The 15,369-nt window shown below is 54.6% G+C and carries 10 protein-coding genes; 4 read left to right on the top strand and 6 right to left on the bottom strand.

What is annotated here, in order from left to right:
* Positions 1 to 52 precede the first annotated feature (52 nt).
* Positions 53 to 1,951: an ATP-binding cassette domain-containing protein gene (locus tag L1F30_RS07535; RefSeq protein ID WP_253361268.1), complete on the bottom strand. Its 1,899-nt coding sequence runs from the start codon at positions 1,949 to 1,951 to the stop codon at positions 53 to 55.
* A gap of 174 nt (positions 1,952 to 2,125) precedes the next feature.
* On the opposite strand from L1F30_RS07535, the gene L1F30_RS07530 reads away from it, so the two are divergent.
* Positions 2,126 to 4,333 (top strand): transglycosylase SLT domain-containing protein, encoded by a 2,208-nt coding sequence (locus L1F30_RS07530; RefSeq protein WP_253361266.1) that lies wholly within the window; start codon positions 2,126 to 2,128, stop codon positions 4,331 to 4,333.
* A gap of 163 nt (positions 4,334 to 4,496) precedes the next feature.
* Here L1F30_RS07530 and L1F30_RS07525 read toward each other — a convergent pair whose 3' ends face one another.
* A complete protein-coding gene (locus L1F30_RS07525; protein WP_253361264.1) occupies positions 4,497 to 5,432 on the bottom strand; it encodes a chemotaxis protein CheV in 936 nt (311 codons plus the stop codon).
* Between the two features lie 134 nt (positions 5,433 to 5,566).
* Between L1F30_RS07525 and L1F30_RS07520 the strand changes: the two genes are divergently transcribed.
* Complete coding sequence (locus L1F30_RS07520) at positions 5,567 to 6,808, top strand: EAL and HDOD domain-containing protein (protein ID WP_253361263.1); 1,242 nt, start codon at positions 5,567 to 5,569, stop codon at positions 6,806 to 6,808.
* Here the strand turns inward: L1F30_RS07520 and L1F30_RS07515 are convergent.
* The 3 genes from L1F30_RS07515 to L1F30_RS07505 all read right to left on the bottom strand — a co-directional run bounded on the left by L1F30_RS07515 (position 6,805) and on the right by L1F30_RS07505 (position 9,583).
* Positions 6,805 to 7,092: a glutaredoxin family protein gene (locus L1F30_RS07515; protein WP_253361261.1), complete on the bottom strand. Its 288-nt coding sequence runs from the start codon at positions 7,090 to 7,092 to the stop codon at positions 6,805 to 6,807. The two genes, L1F30_RS07520 and L1F30_RS07515, sit on opposite strands and share 4 nt — an antisense overlap.
* A 266-nt stretch (positions 7,093 to 7,358) precedes the next feature.
* Positions 7,359 to 8,459, bottom strand: coding sequence for a DUF5610 domain-containing protein (locus tag L1F30_RS07510; protein WP_253361259.1), 1,101 nt, complete (start codon positions 8,457 to 8,459; stop codon positions 7,359 to 7,361).
* 266 nt (positions 8,460 to 8,725) lie between these two features.
* Entirely contained in the window at positions 8,726 to 9,583 is an 858-nt protein-coding gene (locus tag L1F30_RS07505; protein WP_253361257.1) for an FHA domain-containing protein, read from the bottom strand.
* A 390-nt stretch (positions 9,584 to 9,973) separates the two neighbouring features.
* Here L1F30_RS07505 and L1F30_RS07500 point away from each other — a divergent pair, with 390 nt between their 5' ends.
* Both L1F30_RS07500 and L1F30_RS07495 read left to right on the top strand, forming a co-directional pair.
* Positions 9,974 to 10,825 carry a PP2C family serine/threonine-protein phosphatase gene (locus tag L1F30_RS07500; protein ID WP_253361255.1) on the top strand — a complete coding sequence of 284 codons (852 nt, stop codon included), beginning with the start codon at positions 9,974 to 9,976 and terminating at the stop codon, positions 10,823 to 10,825.
* A gap of 6 nt (positions 10,826 to 10,831) precedes the next feature.
* Positions 10,832 to 13,237 (top strand): bifunctional serine/threonine-protein kinase/formylglycine-generating enzyme family protein, encoded by a 2,406-nt coding sequence (locus L1F30_RS07495; protein ID WP_253361253.1) that lies wholly within the window; start codon positions 10,832 to 10,834, stop codon positions 13,235 to 13,237.
* A 92-nt stretch (positions 13,238 to 13,329) separates the two neighbouring features.
* Here L1F30_RS07495 and uvrB read toward each other — a convergent pair whose 3' ends face one another.
* A complete protein-coding gene (gene uvrB, locus L1F30_RS07490; protein WP_253361251.1) occupies positions 13,330 to 15,318 on the bottom strand; it encodes an excinuclease ABC subunit UvrB in 1,989 nt (662 codons plus the stop codon).
* Between the last annotated feature and the right edge of the window lie 51 nt (positions 15,319 to 15,369).

The following is a 15,369-nucleotide window of genomic DNA, read 5'->3' as shown; positions in this document are numbered from 1 at the left end:
GCCCGCCCATACTCCAACCCACTCGCACAAGGCCTGCCAGCAGGCCTAATGGCTACATAGCGTCAAGCTCTGCCCAGCGCTCAAACGCCGCCTCTAGCGCAGATTCCTTTTGCGCCAGCTCACCTAGCGCGGCCTCGGTTTCCTCGCGGGACTTTTCAAAAAAATCGGGCTGGGCAATGCGTGCCTGTAAAGACTCAATATCGGTTTCAAGCTTTTCAATAAGGCCCGGCAGCTGCTCCAGTTCACGCTGCAACTTATAGCTAAGCTTTTTGCCCTGCGTTTTTGCGGGTTCATCAGGTGTGCTGCTTGCCGGGGCTTGCGGCTCGGTTTTGGCTTGCGCTGCTTTTTGGCTATCACGATTGCGGTGCCAACGCCCGCCCTGCCTCAGCCAATCTTCATAGCCGCCCACATATTCACGCACAATGCCATCGCCCTCAAAGGCAAAGCAACTGGTCACCACGTTATCCAAAAACGCCCGGTCGTGGCTCACGAGTAACAGCGTACCCTCATAGTTGCCAAGCAATTCTTCAAGTAGCTCAAGGGTTTCCACATCGAGGTCATTGGTGGGTTCATCGAGCACCAGAAGATTTGCAGGCTTGCTGAACAGGCGAGCGAGCAAAACGCGGTTGCGCTCACCACCGGAGAGTACCCGCAGCGGCGTGCGCGCGCGCTCACCGGTGAACAGAAAATCTGAAAGGTAAGAAATAATGTGCTTACGCTTGCCGTTAACATCAATAAACTCGCGCCCTTCGGCAATGTTATCAACGGCGTTTTTATTAAGGTCGAGCTGATCCCGCAGCTGATCAAAATAGGCCACACTCAAGTTGGTGCCCAAGCGTACTTTGCCTTCCTGGGGCGAGAGCTGGCCCAGAATTATTTTAAGCAGAGTACTTTTGCCGGCACCATTGGGGCCTAAAAATCCGATGCGATCGCCGCGCACAATGGTGGTGGAGAAATTATCGATCAACCGTTTCTCACCATAGTGCTGGGTAACGCCGGTGAGTTCTGCCACAAGCTTGCCGCTGTTGTCTGATTGTTGCAGCTCAAAGTTTGCCTGCCCCTGGCGCTCGCGGCGCTGTGCGCGTTCAACACGCAACGCCTTGAGCGCCCGCACCCTGCCCTCGTTGCGCGTACGCCGGGCTTTAATGCCCTGCCGAATCCAAACTTCTTCTTCGGCCAGGCGTTTATCAAACAAGGCGTTATGGCGCTCTTCCTCTGCCATTTGCTGCTCGCGAAAGGTCAGAAAACTTTGGTAGCTGCCCTCCCAATAACGCAGATGCCCGCGATCCAACTCAACAATATGCGTGGCAAGTTTTTGCACCAAGGCGCGATCGTGGGTAACAAATACCACCGCGCCACGGTACTGGGCGATTTGTGTTTCAAGCCATTCAATGGCTTCGATATCCAGGTGGTTGGTGGGTTCGTCAAGCATCAGCAAATCCGGCTCGATCACCAACGCTTTCGCAAGCGCCACCCGACGGCGCCAGCCGCCGGAAAGCGACGCCATTTTGGCATCGGCAGGCAGCGCCAGGCGGGTAAGAATCGCCTGAACTTTCTGCTCGATGGCCCAGCCATCGGCGGCTTCAATTTGGCTTTGCAGCCTGCCAAGCTGGCTCATGTCCGGGTCTGGGAGCTGGGCGAGCTTGTGGTATTGGGCAATTAACTCGCCCACCTCCAAAAAGCCGCGAGAAACCACCTCGAACACCGTGAGCTCGTCTGGCTCGGGTAAATCCTGCTCAAGGCGCGCCACCTTAAGGCCTGGCTGGCGCCACATTTCACCTTCATCAAGCAGGGTATCGCCGGCAATCACCTTCATCAGTGTGGATTTACCCGCACCATTGTGGCCCAGCAAACACACGCGCTGGCCAGGCTCGATGACCAGCTGCACTTTATCCAGAATCACCTGAAGGCCAAAGTGGAGGGATGCGTTATCAAGTCGAACTAATGGCATGGGGTACTACTCTCCTCAGTAAGGCCCGCATGATACGCATAGGCTCACCAAACTGCACCCATGAAAGAGCTGGCCTATACTTTGGTAATGACTATCAGGCGTGATATAAAAGACGTTCACAAACAGCCACAGGCGGCTGTTGACCTGATCAATAATTGATCTTACGAGGTAATCATGGTCGCTGTTGCGCAGCTGGTATTCGCGCGTCACCCCGCCAAACGGGCTGGCACTTTTTCAACATCACGACCATTGCGAGCCAGCGCCCTGTTGGCCACAAGCCTGATTGCCGCAAGCCTCGCGTTTTCGGGCGCGGCCCGAGCCGTAGATTCAGCGCCCGGCCACCAGCCCCAAGCGAACCTCATAACACCAGAGCCCACAGAGGCTCTCACCCCAGAGGCTGCGCCAACAGCCTTGGCGGCAGCGCCTGAAACCCAGCCGCCCGTGCAAACGCCGCACCCGTTTACGCAAATTGGCGCGCACCGCCAGGCCGAGCTCAGAGCGCTGTATCAAGAGGCGCTGAAAGCCGTTACCCGCGGTGATATTAAAGACCCGTCGCACTGGCAAGCGGTACTGGCCGACTACCCACTAGTGCCCTATTTAGAGTACCTGTTGCTCAACAAACAACTGCGCAAACTCCCCTACCGGGCAGTGGACGAGTTTTTGTATCAGCATGAAGGCAGCTACCTTGCCAAGCGCCTCAACCGCGACTGGCTTGCCACCTTGCACAGCAAACAGCACTGGCACGAATTCCAGAGTTACTACAATGCCGATATGGCCGATGAGCCTCTTACCTGCCAATACCTGAGAGCGCGGCTTCTTACCGGCGATGAAACGGCGCTCACTGAGGTAGATGCCCTCTGGAATCAAGGCCACTCCTTGCCCAAAGCCTGTGATTCACTGCTGGAAGTTTGGCGGGCAGCGGGCAGGCAAACCGCAGCACTGAGCTGGTCTCGGGCAACCAAGGCCATGGCAAACCGCAAAATTACGCTTACCCGCTATATCAGCAAACACGCGCCCGCCACCATCAAGCCCGATTTGGAGCGCCTGCTGGCAGTGGACCGCAACCCTCACTTGCTCGGGCAATACCGCAACTTTTCGCGCCAAGATGAACAAACAAAATTCACCATCTTGCACGGCATTCAGCGCCTGGCTCGCAAAGATCCGCAAAAAGCGTTAATACTTTGGCAGCGCTACGACGCCCAGCAGCTGTTTGCCGATGCCAAGCGCCGTGAAGTACAAGAATCATTGATTTTGTATTTGGCCCGCGGCAACCATATGGCCGAGGCCGAGCGCCTGGCTGCCAGCATGGAAAACTTTAACAATGCCGATATGGTGGAACATTTACTGCGCGGCGCGCTGGCAGAGCAAGACTGGCAGGCGGTAAAGCGCTGGATTGCCAAACTGCCCACCGAAGACAAACAATCGCCGCGCTGGCAATACTGGGCCACCCGGGCGGCGGAAGCGCTAGGCCATGAACTGCCCCCATACCCTGCCATTGAGGCAAGCTATGAGGCGCTTGCCAATGGGCGCAGCTACTACGGTTTTTTTGCAGCCGACCGCTTGGGCCGCAACTACAACCTTGAAGACGAACCCACCCAGATTCCCTTGGCAGATCAGCGCATTGTGCGCAATCACTCGGGTGTACTGAGGGCGCGGGAATTCTATTTAACGGGCAGCCTCGGGCTCGCCCGGGCCGAGTGGTATCACGCAGTGCGTGGCTTCTCTGACGCACAAATGCAGGCCGCCGGCACCCTGGCCTACCAATGGGGATGGCACCGCAAAGGCATTCAGGCCATGATCGACGCACGCGCCTGGAACGATTTAACCGTGCGCTTTCCGCTTGCCTATGCCGAACACATGGAGGCCCAGGCCGACGCATTATCCATGGATGCGAATCTGCTATTTGCCATTGCCCGTCAGGAAAGTGCCTTTGCTACAGACGCAAAAAGCTCAGCCGGCGCCCTGGGGCTCATGCAATTAATGCCAGCCACCGCGCGTCAAACCGCGGGCAAAGCCGGCATGCGCTACCGCAAGTATGATTTATTAAAACCTGAATTTAATATCGCCCTTGGCGGCCGCTACCTGCAAGAGATGCTTAAACGCTTTGGTGGCAACCCGGCACTGGCCGCTGCGGCCTACAACGCGGGCCCACACAGGGTAGATCGTTGGCTTGCCGACGGGCGCGACAGCTTGCCGATGGACATCTGGATAGAAACCATCCCCTTCAAAGAAACCCGTAACTATGTGCAAAACGTGGTGGTTTTTTCCGTTATTTACGCCTATCGCAATGGTGCCGATATCACCCAACTGCGCGGAGCAACCAAGCTCCCCGCCATTGCACTAAAAAGTAACGCTGCGGCTGCCACGCTAAAGGCGCCCTAGAAGGTCACGCCGAAGGTGCTGTAAAAGTCACCGCACCGGGCATGCAGCCACCAAAGCCTGCGCCTAAAAAGAGGTTTTTTCGCGCTGTGCGGCAAGCTGTGAAATAGCTGCACGCGCTTGCAACTAGCGATCAATCAGGTGAGATAACAGAATCAAAAGGTCGCTAATTCAGCAGTGTTCGCAAGCGCGACTGCACCAAGTCTGCCAGGGTGTCTGGCTGGAATTTGGATAAAAACCCGTCACAACCCACCTTGTCTACCATGGCTTGATTAAAGCTGCCGCTAAGCGATGTATGCAGCACCACAAATAGATCTTTAAGCCGTGGGTCTTTGCGGATTTCATGGGTGAGCCGGTAGCCATCCATTTCCGGCATTTCGGCATCGGTAATCAACATAAAAATGTGCGCATGCACATCAATGCCTTCATCAAGCCAACGGTGTAACAACTGCAGCGCTTGTAGCCCATCTTGTACGCTGATCACATCAACCCCCAAGTGCTTTAAAGTATCGCGCACCTGGCCATGGGCTGTAATGGAGTCATCGGCCATGAGCAATTTCATTTTTTTGGCTTTGGCTTTTGCCGCTAAATCGGCATCCAGCACATCCTGGGATACGCGGGTATCGTAGGGAATGATGTCGGCCAGCACCCGCTCTACATCCAGCACCTCAACAATGTGGTTATCAATGTGGGTAATGGCCGTTAAAAAGTGTGCCCGCCCGGAGCCTGTTGGCGGCGGCAGGATCACCTCCCAATTCAAATTAACTATGCGATCAACAGAACCCACCAGAAAGCCCTGAATACTGCGATTGTACTCCGTCACGATCATATTGCCGTTAGTTATATCAGCTAACGGCCTTAGGCCAATTGCAGCACTCAAGTCGATAACAGAAATGGTTTGGTCGCGCAGGTGCGTTACCCCTCGCACAACCGAGTGGCGGTGCGGCATGGCCGTTAGCGGCGGAATTTGCACCACTTCCTGGATTTTGAAAACGTTCAGCGCATACATCTGCCGGCCACTGAGCTTGAAAAGCAACAGCTCCAGCCTGTTTTCGCCCACCAATTTGGTGCGCGCATCCACACTTTCCAGTAGCTTAGACATAACCCGCTCTCTAGCCCAGTGATATCAAGCTTAGACCAATAAAGCCAAAGATTTAGCTGCAAAATCGCACTTTGAACCACTACACTGAATGAGCCACTGCACCAACTTTTGAATTACCGGGGGCAATATCAGCCGTGTCTCAGCCGAACCAGAAACACCTGCCATTGCTCGCGCGCCAACCCATCTTTGATACAGAGATGAACGTCTATGCCTACGAATTGCTATGCCGCGACAGCGATGAAAACAGGGCAAACATAAGCTGTGGCGACCAAGCCAGCTCGCAGGTGTTACTGCGCGCCTTCACCGATCTGAGCATTGGCGAAGTGGTAGGCGAATATAAGGCGTTCATTAACTTCACTCGCAATCTCCTGCTAAGCACCCCCCCCTTTAGCCGCACGCAACTGGTGATTGAGGTTCTGGAAGACCAGATAGTAGACAACCACCTGCTGGCCTCACTCGGGCAAATACGCGCACAGGGCTACACCATTGCACTGGACGATTTCACCCTGACTTCCAGCAGTTTCAAAATGCTGGAATATGCCGACATAGTGAAACTGGATGTATTGGCGCTTAGCGAGGCCGAGCTACAACATCACGTAGAATACCTAAAGCCTTTGGGTGTCACCTTGCTGGCTGAAAAAATAGAAACCTACGAAATGCTGGAGCACTGTAAATCTTTGGGGTTCCGTTTGTTTCAGGGCTACTTTTTATCCCGCCCGCAAATCATGTCTGGCAGGAAAGTATCTGAAAACCGGCAAACCATTTTACAGCTGCTGGCGCAACTCAATGATCCGGGCACAGACATTCAGGCCATTGAACATTTAATCGCCCAGGACCCAGTGCTTAGTTATAAAATGCTAAAACTGATTAATTCGGCGGCCTTTCATTTCGTTTGTAAAATCGAATCCCTGCGCCAGGCCATTACGCTGCTCGGGCTTATCCAGGTACGCAGCTGGATTACCCTACTCTCTATGGCCAGTATTGACGACAAGCCACGGGAGCTGTGTGTGGCCACCTTGGTAAGGGCGCGTTTTTGTCAAACCCTTGGGGAAGCGGCCACCACCAGCAAGCGCGGCGATACATTTTTCACCGTAGGCCTGCTGTCAACCATCGACGCATTCATGGATGCCCCGATGGAAGAACTACTGCAAAGAATTTCTATCAGTGAAAATATTCGTAGTGCCTTGATGTACTACAAAAATAACGAAGGCAAAGTACTGGAAATTATTAAACAGTATGAAAAGGCAGACTGGGATAACATCGACTGGAGCTGGCTTCAGCACCACGGCGTTGAAGCCTCTGCGCTCGGGCACTTTTACACCGAAAGCCTGGTATGGGTTACCAGCGCATTGGAGTCGTTGGTGTTCGATGGCTAGGGACCAGGCACAACCTGATCAGAGATAAACACAGCCAGTTGCTCCGCGCTAAATGGCCAGTCCAGCTCTCGCCCCTGATTGACAAGCACCGGAATGCGCAATCCGTATTGCTCTATACCCTCATTGCTATCGGCTATGTCGCGGTGATCCAACCGGTAAGGCACACCTCTGGCTTGCAGTACCTGATGCACTAATGCCTCGGCGTCATCACACAGATGGCAACCCTCTGTGCCCAGCAAGGTAACAGTTAGCAGGTGTTTTTGAGGCGATACAGGGTGAGTCATAGCAGCAGGCAAAATATTAAATGAAAAGCGCCGACGGTTAGACATTTTTCCAAAACCGCCACAAGCGGCCGCTAACCTGAGGCGAGCGCAATCATACCTGAACGGTGGCTAAAACCCCACAGCCGCACAAACAACTAGATAAACGTATAACAACTGCTTGGGCGCTCCGGTACCGGTTGCAACAATGATTAACCAGGCTCACCGCCAACGCTTGCGGTGAGTGAAACAACCAACCTCGCCAAGGTTTACCGCAGTGCATCTTGACCTTAGGCTGCCAACTTATCAGCCATGGCCCCTACAGTGTCTGAAAATAGCTTGTGCACACCGGCATCTGCCTGCCCTGACTCTGGGTGCACGCCACTCATTTTATCCAGTATATTCAACAACAGGTTGGCAGGCTCCATGAACTGGCGAGCTGATTCCAGCGCCGCTTGTACCTGATCGGCCATTGGGCCTAAAGGCTGGAAGGGCGAAGCCTGAGCCGGCTGGCCATAGGTTGTTCTTACTTTTTGCACTTGGGTTTGCTGTAAATCCAGTGCAAAACCTGCAATTTCATTGGCATCAAAATCCAATGCTAGGGCAGATTCAAAGGCGGCTTGTAAATCGCCGCCATAAAACTGGTCGGCCAAGTCATTCACCTGCCCCAACAAATCATTAATGGCCGCCAATTCATCCTCATTCAAATCGCCTTGGATTTTCAGCTGGAAACTTTCGCCCTGGCGCAGGCTTGCGCTCGCGCCATTACCGTTGGCGGCGTAGTTCGCTTTGAAAAAGCTTGAGGCACTGATTTGCACCTTGTCGCCCTCTTGGGTGGTAACACTGAAATCAAAGGCACGGCTGGCTTTTACCAGGCCCTTGATATCTGCCACCGGCGCCGTTACTGCATCGGGGGCATCAAGTACGGGGGGCTCTTCAGCGGCAGGGGTTTGGGCGGCCTTTATTGCGCTATCATCGAGCCCCAGCTCCTCAGCCATATTGGCAAGGCCAGCGAGCACTTTGTCGTAGGTGGCACCAATGGAGGCCATCAGCTCATCAGACAGCAACCCTGCTTCAGAGAGTATGGTTTTGGCTTCATTGAAACCCTTCAAAAAGCCCTCTAGGCCCGCGTCCAAGCGGCTTTGCAGATCTTCGGTGCTCATGCCTGCCGCGGCGTCTGCCTGCAGGCGGTTTTCAATAAACAACAAGATGGTACCGGCAGCGCGATCAGGGGTGATGCCCTGCTCGCGCGTGGCTGCTACTGGCTCACTTCTGCTGGCGCCTTGCAGCGCAGGTGTGCTCAGGCTGCTTGATTGACGGGCACGGGAGGTATCGGGGGTTAGGGAGCCAGGGGAAAATTGCGCTGAATTGGGCTGAATTGGGGCCAACATTGAATACCTCCTGCCGGGAATAAACCAGATTACGGGGGTATCGGCCGAGGTGATCAAAACTTAAACAACGAATAGTTCTTGAGGGCTTTGCGCTTATCGCTAAATCGAATTAACCAGGCCTTGGCGGCCTATCGATTTAACGACGCAAGCTTGAATGCCAAAGCGCCTGAAGCCGGCGCTTTGGCAAGGTGCGCTATGGGCCAATTGCAGTGGCGGCGCTTTTGGCCAAGGGCGCTAGCGCGCCCGATTTACAGGGCGCAGGCGAACTAGCCGCCAAAATAACCAGACTGCCAAGCCCAATAGGCAATGCCGGCAATTACCAGCAAGGTAATACTGAGGCCGGTAAACGCCGAGGCGCGCGGCTGCTCGTCTTCCGCCTCAGGGGCGGCCATGGCCGCCTTAACCTGCTCAACATTAGGCTCCAGCGGCCGCTTCACACCGCCCTTGCGGGCTGCGGCCTGTGGCTTTGGCTTGGGCATAGAGCGAATGCTGGTTTTATCCATGTCATCGGTTGGGCCCACCACGCCAAACCCCAGGGTGTCGAAACGGAGCTCATCACCTCGCTTAACGCGGGCCTCGGTAATCTGTGTGCCATTGAGGAAGGTGCCATTGGCTGACCCCAAATCCTTTACATACAACAGGCCATCTTTCACTGTGAGTTCAGCATGCCGACGCGACAAATGGGCCGCCGCCAGCACTATGTCGCAGTCGCTGGCCCGGCCCACCACGGTTTTGGGCGCAATATTGAATACTTTATTGGCAAGGGCTGCATGATTGGCTTTCAAAGACCAACCCGTGGTTTCGGTGCGTACCAGAGTGGGCACGGCCTTGGGCTCCTGTTTTGGATCCACCACCTGCAGCTGCACCTTGCCAAGGGTTAACACGTCATTCACCTTTAAGCGCGCACCTTTGCTGATGCTTTTCTCATTAACCCGCACAGGTTGCTCGGGATTTAACACCCGCAATGTGAGCTCTTCATGATTGACATGTATCTCTGCGTGCAGCTCGGCAACACTGGCGTCATCAACCACCATGTCGTTTTTGGAATCACGCCCGATGGTAACCTTCGGCTCTACCAGCCACACCGCATTATGCTTATTGTTCTTAAAGCGGAGTTTCAACATATTTGAGTTCCCCAAAATGCACTAATGGGCCCCACGAAAAGCCCAGCTCTGGCGGGATAATGCCGCAAAAGAGCGAAGTCTTTCAATAGGTTAGCTAAAAATGGCTTTACCGTTTACATTTAGTAGGTAAACTGTGGAGCGTGTCTGGTTTGTGGCGCAATTATAGGCAGGCAATCTGCAGAATTTGTATGATGCGAATGCCCGATTGTTGCAATGCCTTTACCCTGCGTCATCAATACCGCGCAAGCTGGCTTCGCAAGCAGCAGAAGCAGCGGTAAAAGATCGGCCCCGGGCAAAGCCTGCAAGCCACATGGCTCAGCACCAGCCGCCCTTAGCCAATGAGCGTTCGGCACATACCTAATAAGATGATTCCAGCGAGCAGGACGGCAAATGCCACCACTCAATTACAGCGCAGCCACTGATAAAGGCCTCACGCGTGACAACAACGAGGACACCTACTTCGCAGGCCCCGATGTTGGCGTTTGGGTAGTGGCAGACGGTATGGGTGGCCACGAAGCCGGTGAAGTTGCCAGTGCCATAGTGCGCGATTGCATCAAGCAACAGGTGAAACAACAAGTTAACCTCAGTGTTGCCATTGAAAACTCCCACAAAGCTATATTACAAGCCGCCAAAGACGGTGTAGGCGCGCCGGGCATGGGCAGCACCGTGGTAGCCCTTAAAAGCAAACAATCAGATTATGAAGTGGCCTGGGTGGGCGACAGTCGCGCCTACCTCTGGACCTTCAAACCAGACGGCGGCAGCCTGGAGCAACTCACGCTCGATCACTCCTACGTGCAAATGCTGGTAGATACCGGTGCCATCAGCGCTGCTGATAAAGACCAGCACCCAGATCGCAATGTCATCACCCAATGCCTGGGCTCGCAAGAGCTTAAAAATGTGCGTGTAGATCAAGTACACGGCGTGTGGGAAAAAGATCAGTGGATATTGCTGTGCTCCGATGGCCTGACCGATGAGTTGGACGATGAAGCACTGGCCCGTTTGCTGTGCGAATGCCGCTCACCGAAAGACGCCGTCTCCAAATTATTACAGGCCGCACTCGACAGCGGCGGCAACGACAACATTACCATCCAGGTGGTGGAATCGCCGCTCACCAAACGCCGCTTTTACACAGCCATAACGGATTGGCTGCCGGAACTGACAGGGAATTCCAGTCTCGATTTCTCACTCTACAGCCTCGCACTCGCATCGTTTGGGCTGCTTTGCTATTGGTTGCTTGGCTAAAACAATATGCAAATTCCCGGTTACCGAATTATTCGCAAGATCAATCAAGGCGGCATGTCTACCGTCTATCTTGCCATTCAGCTGAGTGTTGGGCGCGAGGTGGCGCTGAAGGTTATGTCGCCTGCGCTCAATGCCGATCCGATTTTCAGCGAGCGTTTTCAGCGCGAGGCCAACATTGTTGGCCAGCTCTCGCACCCCAACATTGTTTCTATTTACGATATTGGCCGCTATAAAAACCTGAACTACATCGCCATGGACTACCTGCCCGGTGGTTCAGTGCACGACAAAATGGCCACAGGCCTCAGCACCGCTGAAATTCTGCGCATCATGCGCGAAATGGCCCTGGCCCTGGATCTAGCGCACGAAAAGGGTTACATCCACCGCGACATCAAGCCTGAAAACATTTTGTTTCGCGAAAACAACTCGGCGGTGCTATCAGATTTTGGCGTGGCAAAAACCGTCAGCAGCTCATCGCAAATGACCAACGCGGGCATGGTAGTGGGCACACCCCATTACATGAGCCCAGAGCAGGCTCGCGGCAAAAGTATTGACGGGCGATCGGATATTTACAGCCTGGGCATTGTGTTTTATGAAATGCTTACAGGCTCTGTACCGTTTAAGGCAGATGAAGCGGTAGCCATTGCCATCAAGCACCTTACCGCCCCTATTCCGCGGCTGCCGCCACAATATTCACTGTACCAGAAACTGCTTAATAAATTGCTCGCCAAAGATCCCGATGACCGCTTCCAACGCGGGCGGGAAATTGCGATTGCCATTGAAGAGCTAGATGCCACCTTAAGTGGCAGCCGGCCCAGGTATATGTCGAATACCGAGCCTTCGGCCATGCATATTGCCACGCTCTTTAAAGCACTGGTACTCACAAGTTATGTGGCCATTGCAGCCCAGATAAAAGCCATCGCCCAAGAGGTATACAGCTGGCGCTGGTCACCCAAGCGGGGCTTTTACCGGCGCCCCAACATCACCATTACCGAGGTAACCACCACGCCCGACACGAGCGAAAACGACCGCTCCACCGTGGTGTCTACGCGCATTCAAAAAGCGGCTTTCTATCAAGCCGCCGGGCGCCCGAAGTTCAGCCTGGCCCGGGTGCTGTCTATTTCTGCGGTGGTGGGCACCCTGTGGTTTACCTTTTCTGTGGCACTGGCGCGCTTTGATTTGCCGGGCGAACATAGCTACCCCTACTGGCTATACAATGCCGCGCAATTTAGCGCAGCGCTGGTGGATGAAAAAGCCCAAACGGTGTTGCCTGTGGCTGCCACTGAGTCGCCACAACCTATACTCAGAAGCCCTACCCCCGAGCCCACGCCAGAAGCCGCTGTAGCCAGCCCTGCGCCCGCAGCAACCGTGACCCAACAGAGTACAGATGCCCCGCCAGAAGAGGCAGCTATCGACGTTGCACTGCCCGAGCCTGAACCCGAGGAAACACCCGCACCGCCGCCACCCACCTATGCACTTACGGTGACTGCAGACCCGGAGGATGCACGCATTCGCATTTTGAACATCAGAGACCGCTACCGCCACGGCATAGAGCTACCCGCCGGCCGCTACCGCGTTGAGGTTACCGCCAAGGGCTACCACGGCTATGAAGAGTGGGTGCAAATCGACAACGCGCAGTTAGAACACACCGTAAAACTAAAAAAGGTCATTCAGCCTGGCAGTATTTTCAAAAATGATTTGGCCAGTGGCGAACTGGGGCCGGAGATGGTCATCATCGGCCCCGGCCGCTTTGACATGGGCGATAAAAACAGCAGCACCACTATGCCCATTCGCAGCGTAACCATTAGCGAAGCCTTTGCCATTAGCCGCTTTGAAATTACCTTCGCGGATTTTGATAAATACCTGAAGGCCGAAAGCCTGGGCCAGTTAGATGACAACCGCTGGGGCCGCGGCGCGCGCCCGGCCATCAATGTGAGCTGGGAAGAGGCGCAAAACTACGTTGCCTGGCTGTCTAAAACCACCGGTAAACGCTACCGGCTGCCCACCGAGGCCGAGTGGGAGTACGTTGCCCGCGCCGGCACCACCGGTGATTACTGGTGGGAGGGCGACGCCAAGGGCAAAGCCAATTGTCGCTCGCGCTGCGACAGCGATTTTGCAGGCCTGTTCATCACCAAAACAGCGCCGGTGGGCACCTACTCTGCCAACCCTTACGGTGTATTCGATACCGCCGGCAACGTGGCCGAATGGGTGGAAGATTGCTTCCAGAACCACTTCGTTTCCGCACCGCGCGATGGCTCTGCTGTAATCACGTCAGACTGCAACAAGCGCACAGTGCGCGGCGGCTCCATGAAAGACTCCGCCTCGGAAATCACAAACTATTACCGCGAGGGCCGCTTTGCGGGTAAGCGCTACAGCGATGTGGGCTTTAGGGTAGTGGTAGAGCTCAACTACTGAGTATAGAGGCAGGCTTTTCTAAGCCATGCCAATGTAGCACGAACAACCTGGCCAATGCCTCATCGGCACCGGCCGGGTATTTCAAGCGCTTATCACACGGCCTTCTGTTTTAATTTGCTGATTTCATCACGCACTTGGGCGGCCTGTTCAAACTCCAGATCTTTGGCATGCTGGAACATCTTTGTTTCAAGCGCCGCAATTTGCGACCACACATCACCTTCGGGCACTTCCACCTCGTACCTGCCCTTACGCCCTGCACCCTTCTGGCGTTTTTTGCCCGGCGCCTGCCCTGCCTCAAGAATATCGGCAACAGATTTCTTAACGCCTTTAGGGGTAATACCATGGGCTTCGTTGTGCTCCAGCTGCTTGTTGCGGCGGCGCTCGGTTTCACCCATCGCGCGCTCCATAGAGCCCGTGATTTTATCGGCATACAAAATCGCCTTGCCGTTCAGGTTACGCGCTGCCCGGCCAATGGTTTGAATAAGCGAGCGCTCGGAGCGCAGAAAACCTTCTTTGTCGGCATCCATAATCATCACCAGTGATACCTCTGGCATATCCAGGCCTTCGCGCAAAAGGTTAATGCCCACCAGCACATCAAATTCGCCCAGCCGTAAATCGCGAATAATTTCAACGCGCTCTACGGTGTCGATATCCGAGTGCAAATAGCGCACACGCACGCCATGTTCGGCCAAGTATTCGGTCAAGTCTTCCGCCATGCGTTTGGTGAGCACGGTTATTAACACCCGCTCATCCACATTCACGCGCGCACGAATTTCAGACAGCGCATCATCCACCTGGGTTTGCGCGGGCCGCACCTCCACTTGCGGGTCAACAAGCCCCGTGGGACGCACCACCTGCTCTACCACTTGGCCTGCGTGTTCTTTTTCATAATCGCCAGGGGTGGCCGATACAAAAATCATCTGCGGTGCCAGCCGCTCCCATTCATCAAAGCGCATGGGGCGGTTATCTAGTGCCGAGGGCAAGCGAAACCCGTATTCCACCAGAGTTTCCTTGCGCGAGCGATCACCGCGGTACATACCACCGATTTGCGGAATGCCCACGTGGGATTCATCAATCACCAGCAAGGCATCGGGCGGCAGGTAATCAAACAGTGTGGGCGGCGCAGCCCCGGGCTCGCGGCCAGACAAATAGCGGGAATAGTTTTCAATGCCGTTGCAGTAGCCCAGCTCCACCATCATTTCTATATCGTAACGGGTGCGCTGCTCCAGACGCTCGGCGGCAACCAGTTGATTGGTGGCGCGCAAATGCAGAAGCCGCTCGGCCAAATCCACTTTAATTTGTTCAACTGCCTCCAAAATGCGCTCGCGGGGCGTCACATAGTGAGACTTGGGGTAAACAGTGAAGCGTGCTACCTTGCGAATAGGGGCACCGGTGAGCGGGTCAAACAATGTGATTTGTTCAATTTCATCGTCGAACAATTCAACGCGCACGGCATCGGCATCGGAATCTGCCGGGTAGATATCAATTATTTCACCGCGCACGCGATAGGTAGCACGGTGAAAATCCATGTCATTGCGGGTGTATTGCAACTCCGCCAAGCGGCGCAGCAAGGTGCGCTGATCTACCCGATCACCGCGCACCAGATGGATCACCATTTTCAGGTAGGCCTCTGGGTCACCCAGGCCGTAAATCGCGGAAACCGTCGCCACTACAATGGCGTCTTTGCGCTCCATAAGCGCTTTAGTGGCAGATAGACGCATCTGCTCTATGTGCTCGTTTATCGAGGCGTCTTTTTCAATAAACGTATCTGACGACGGCACATAGGCTTCCGGCTGGTAGTAATCGTAGTAAGACACGAAATACTCCACTGCGTTTTCCGGAAAGAATTCCTTGAATTCACCGTATAACTGCGCAGCCAGGGTTTTGTTGGGTGCCATGACCATGGTGGGGCGCTGCATCTGGGCAATCACATTGGCGATGGTGAAGGTTTTACCCGATCCTGTAACACCCAGCAGCGTTTGGTGCGCAAGGCCTGCCTCTAGCCCCTTCACAAGGCCTGCTATGGCCGTGGGCTGATCGCCAGCGGGCTCAAACTTACTGTTTACAACAAAAGGCTTCATAGCAAATTCCAGAGGGGCACCAGGCGCAAAAGTTTAACAAAGCAAAGCACT

It is taken from the genome of Simiduia sp. 21SJ11W-1, assembly GCF_024138675.1.
In the GTDB taxonomy this organism is placed as follows: Bacteria; Pseudomonadota; Gammaproteobacteria; order Pseudomonadales; family Cellvibrionaceae; genus Simiduia.
The sequence above is the reverse complement of the archived record's forward strand: the minus strand, read 5'-3'. Positions and strand labels throughout refer to the sequence as shown.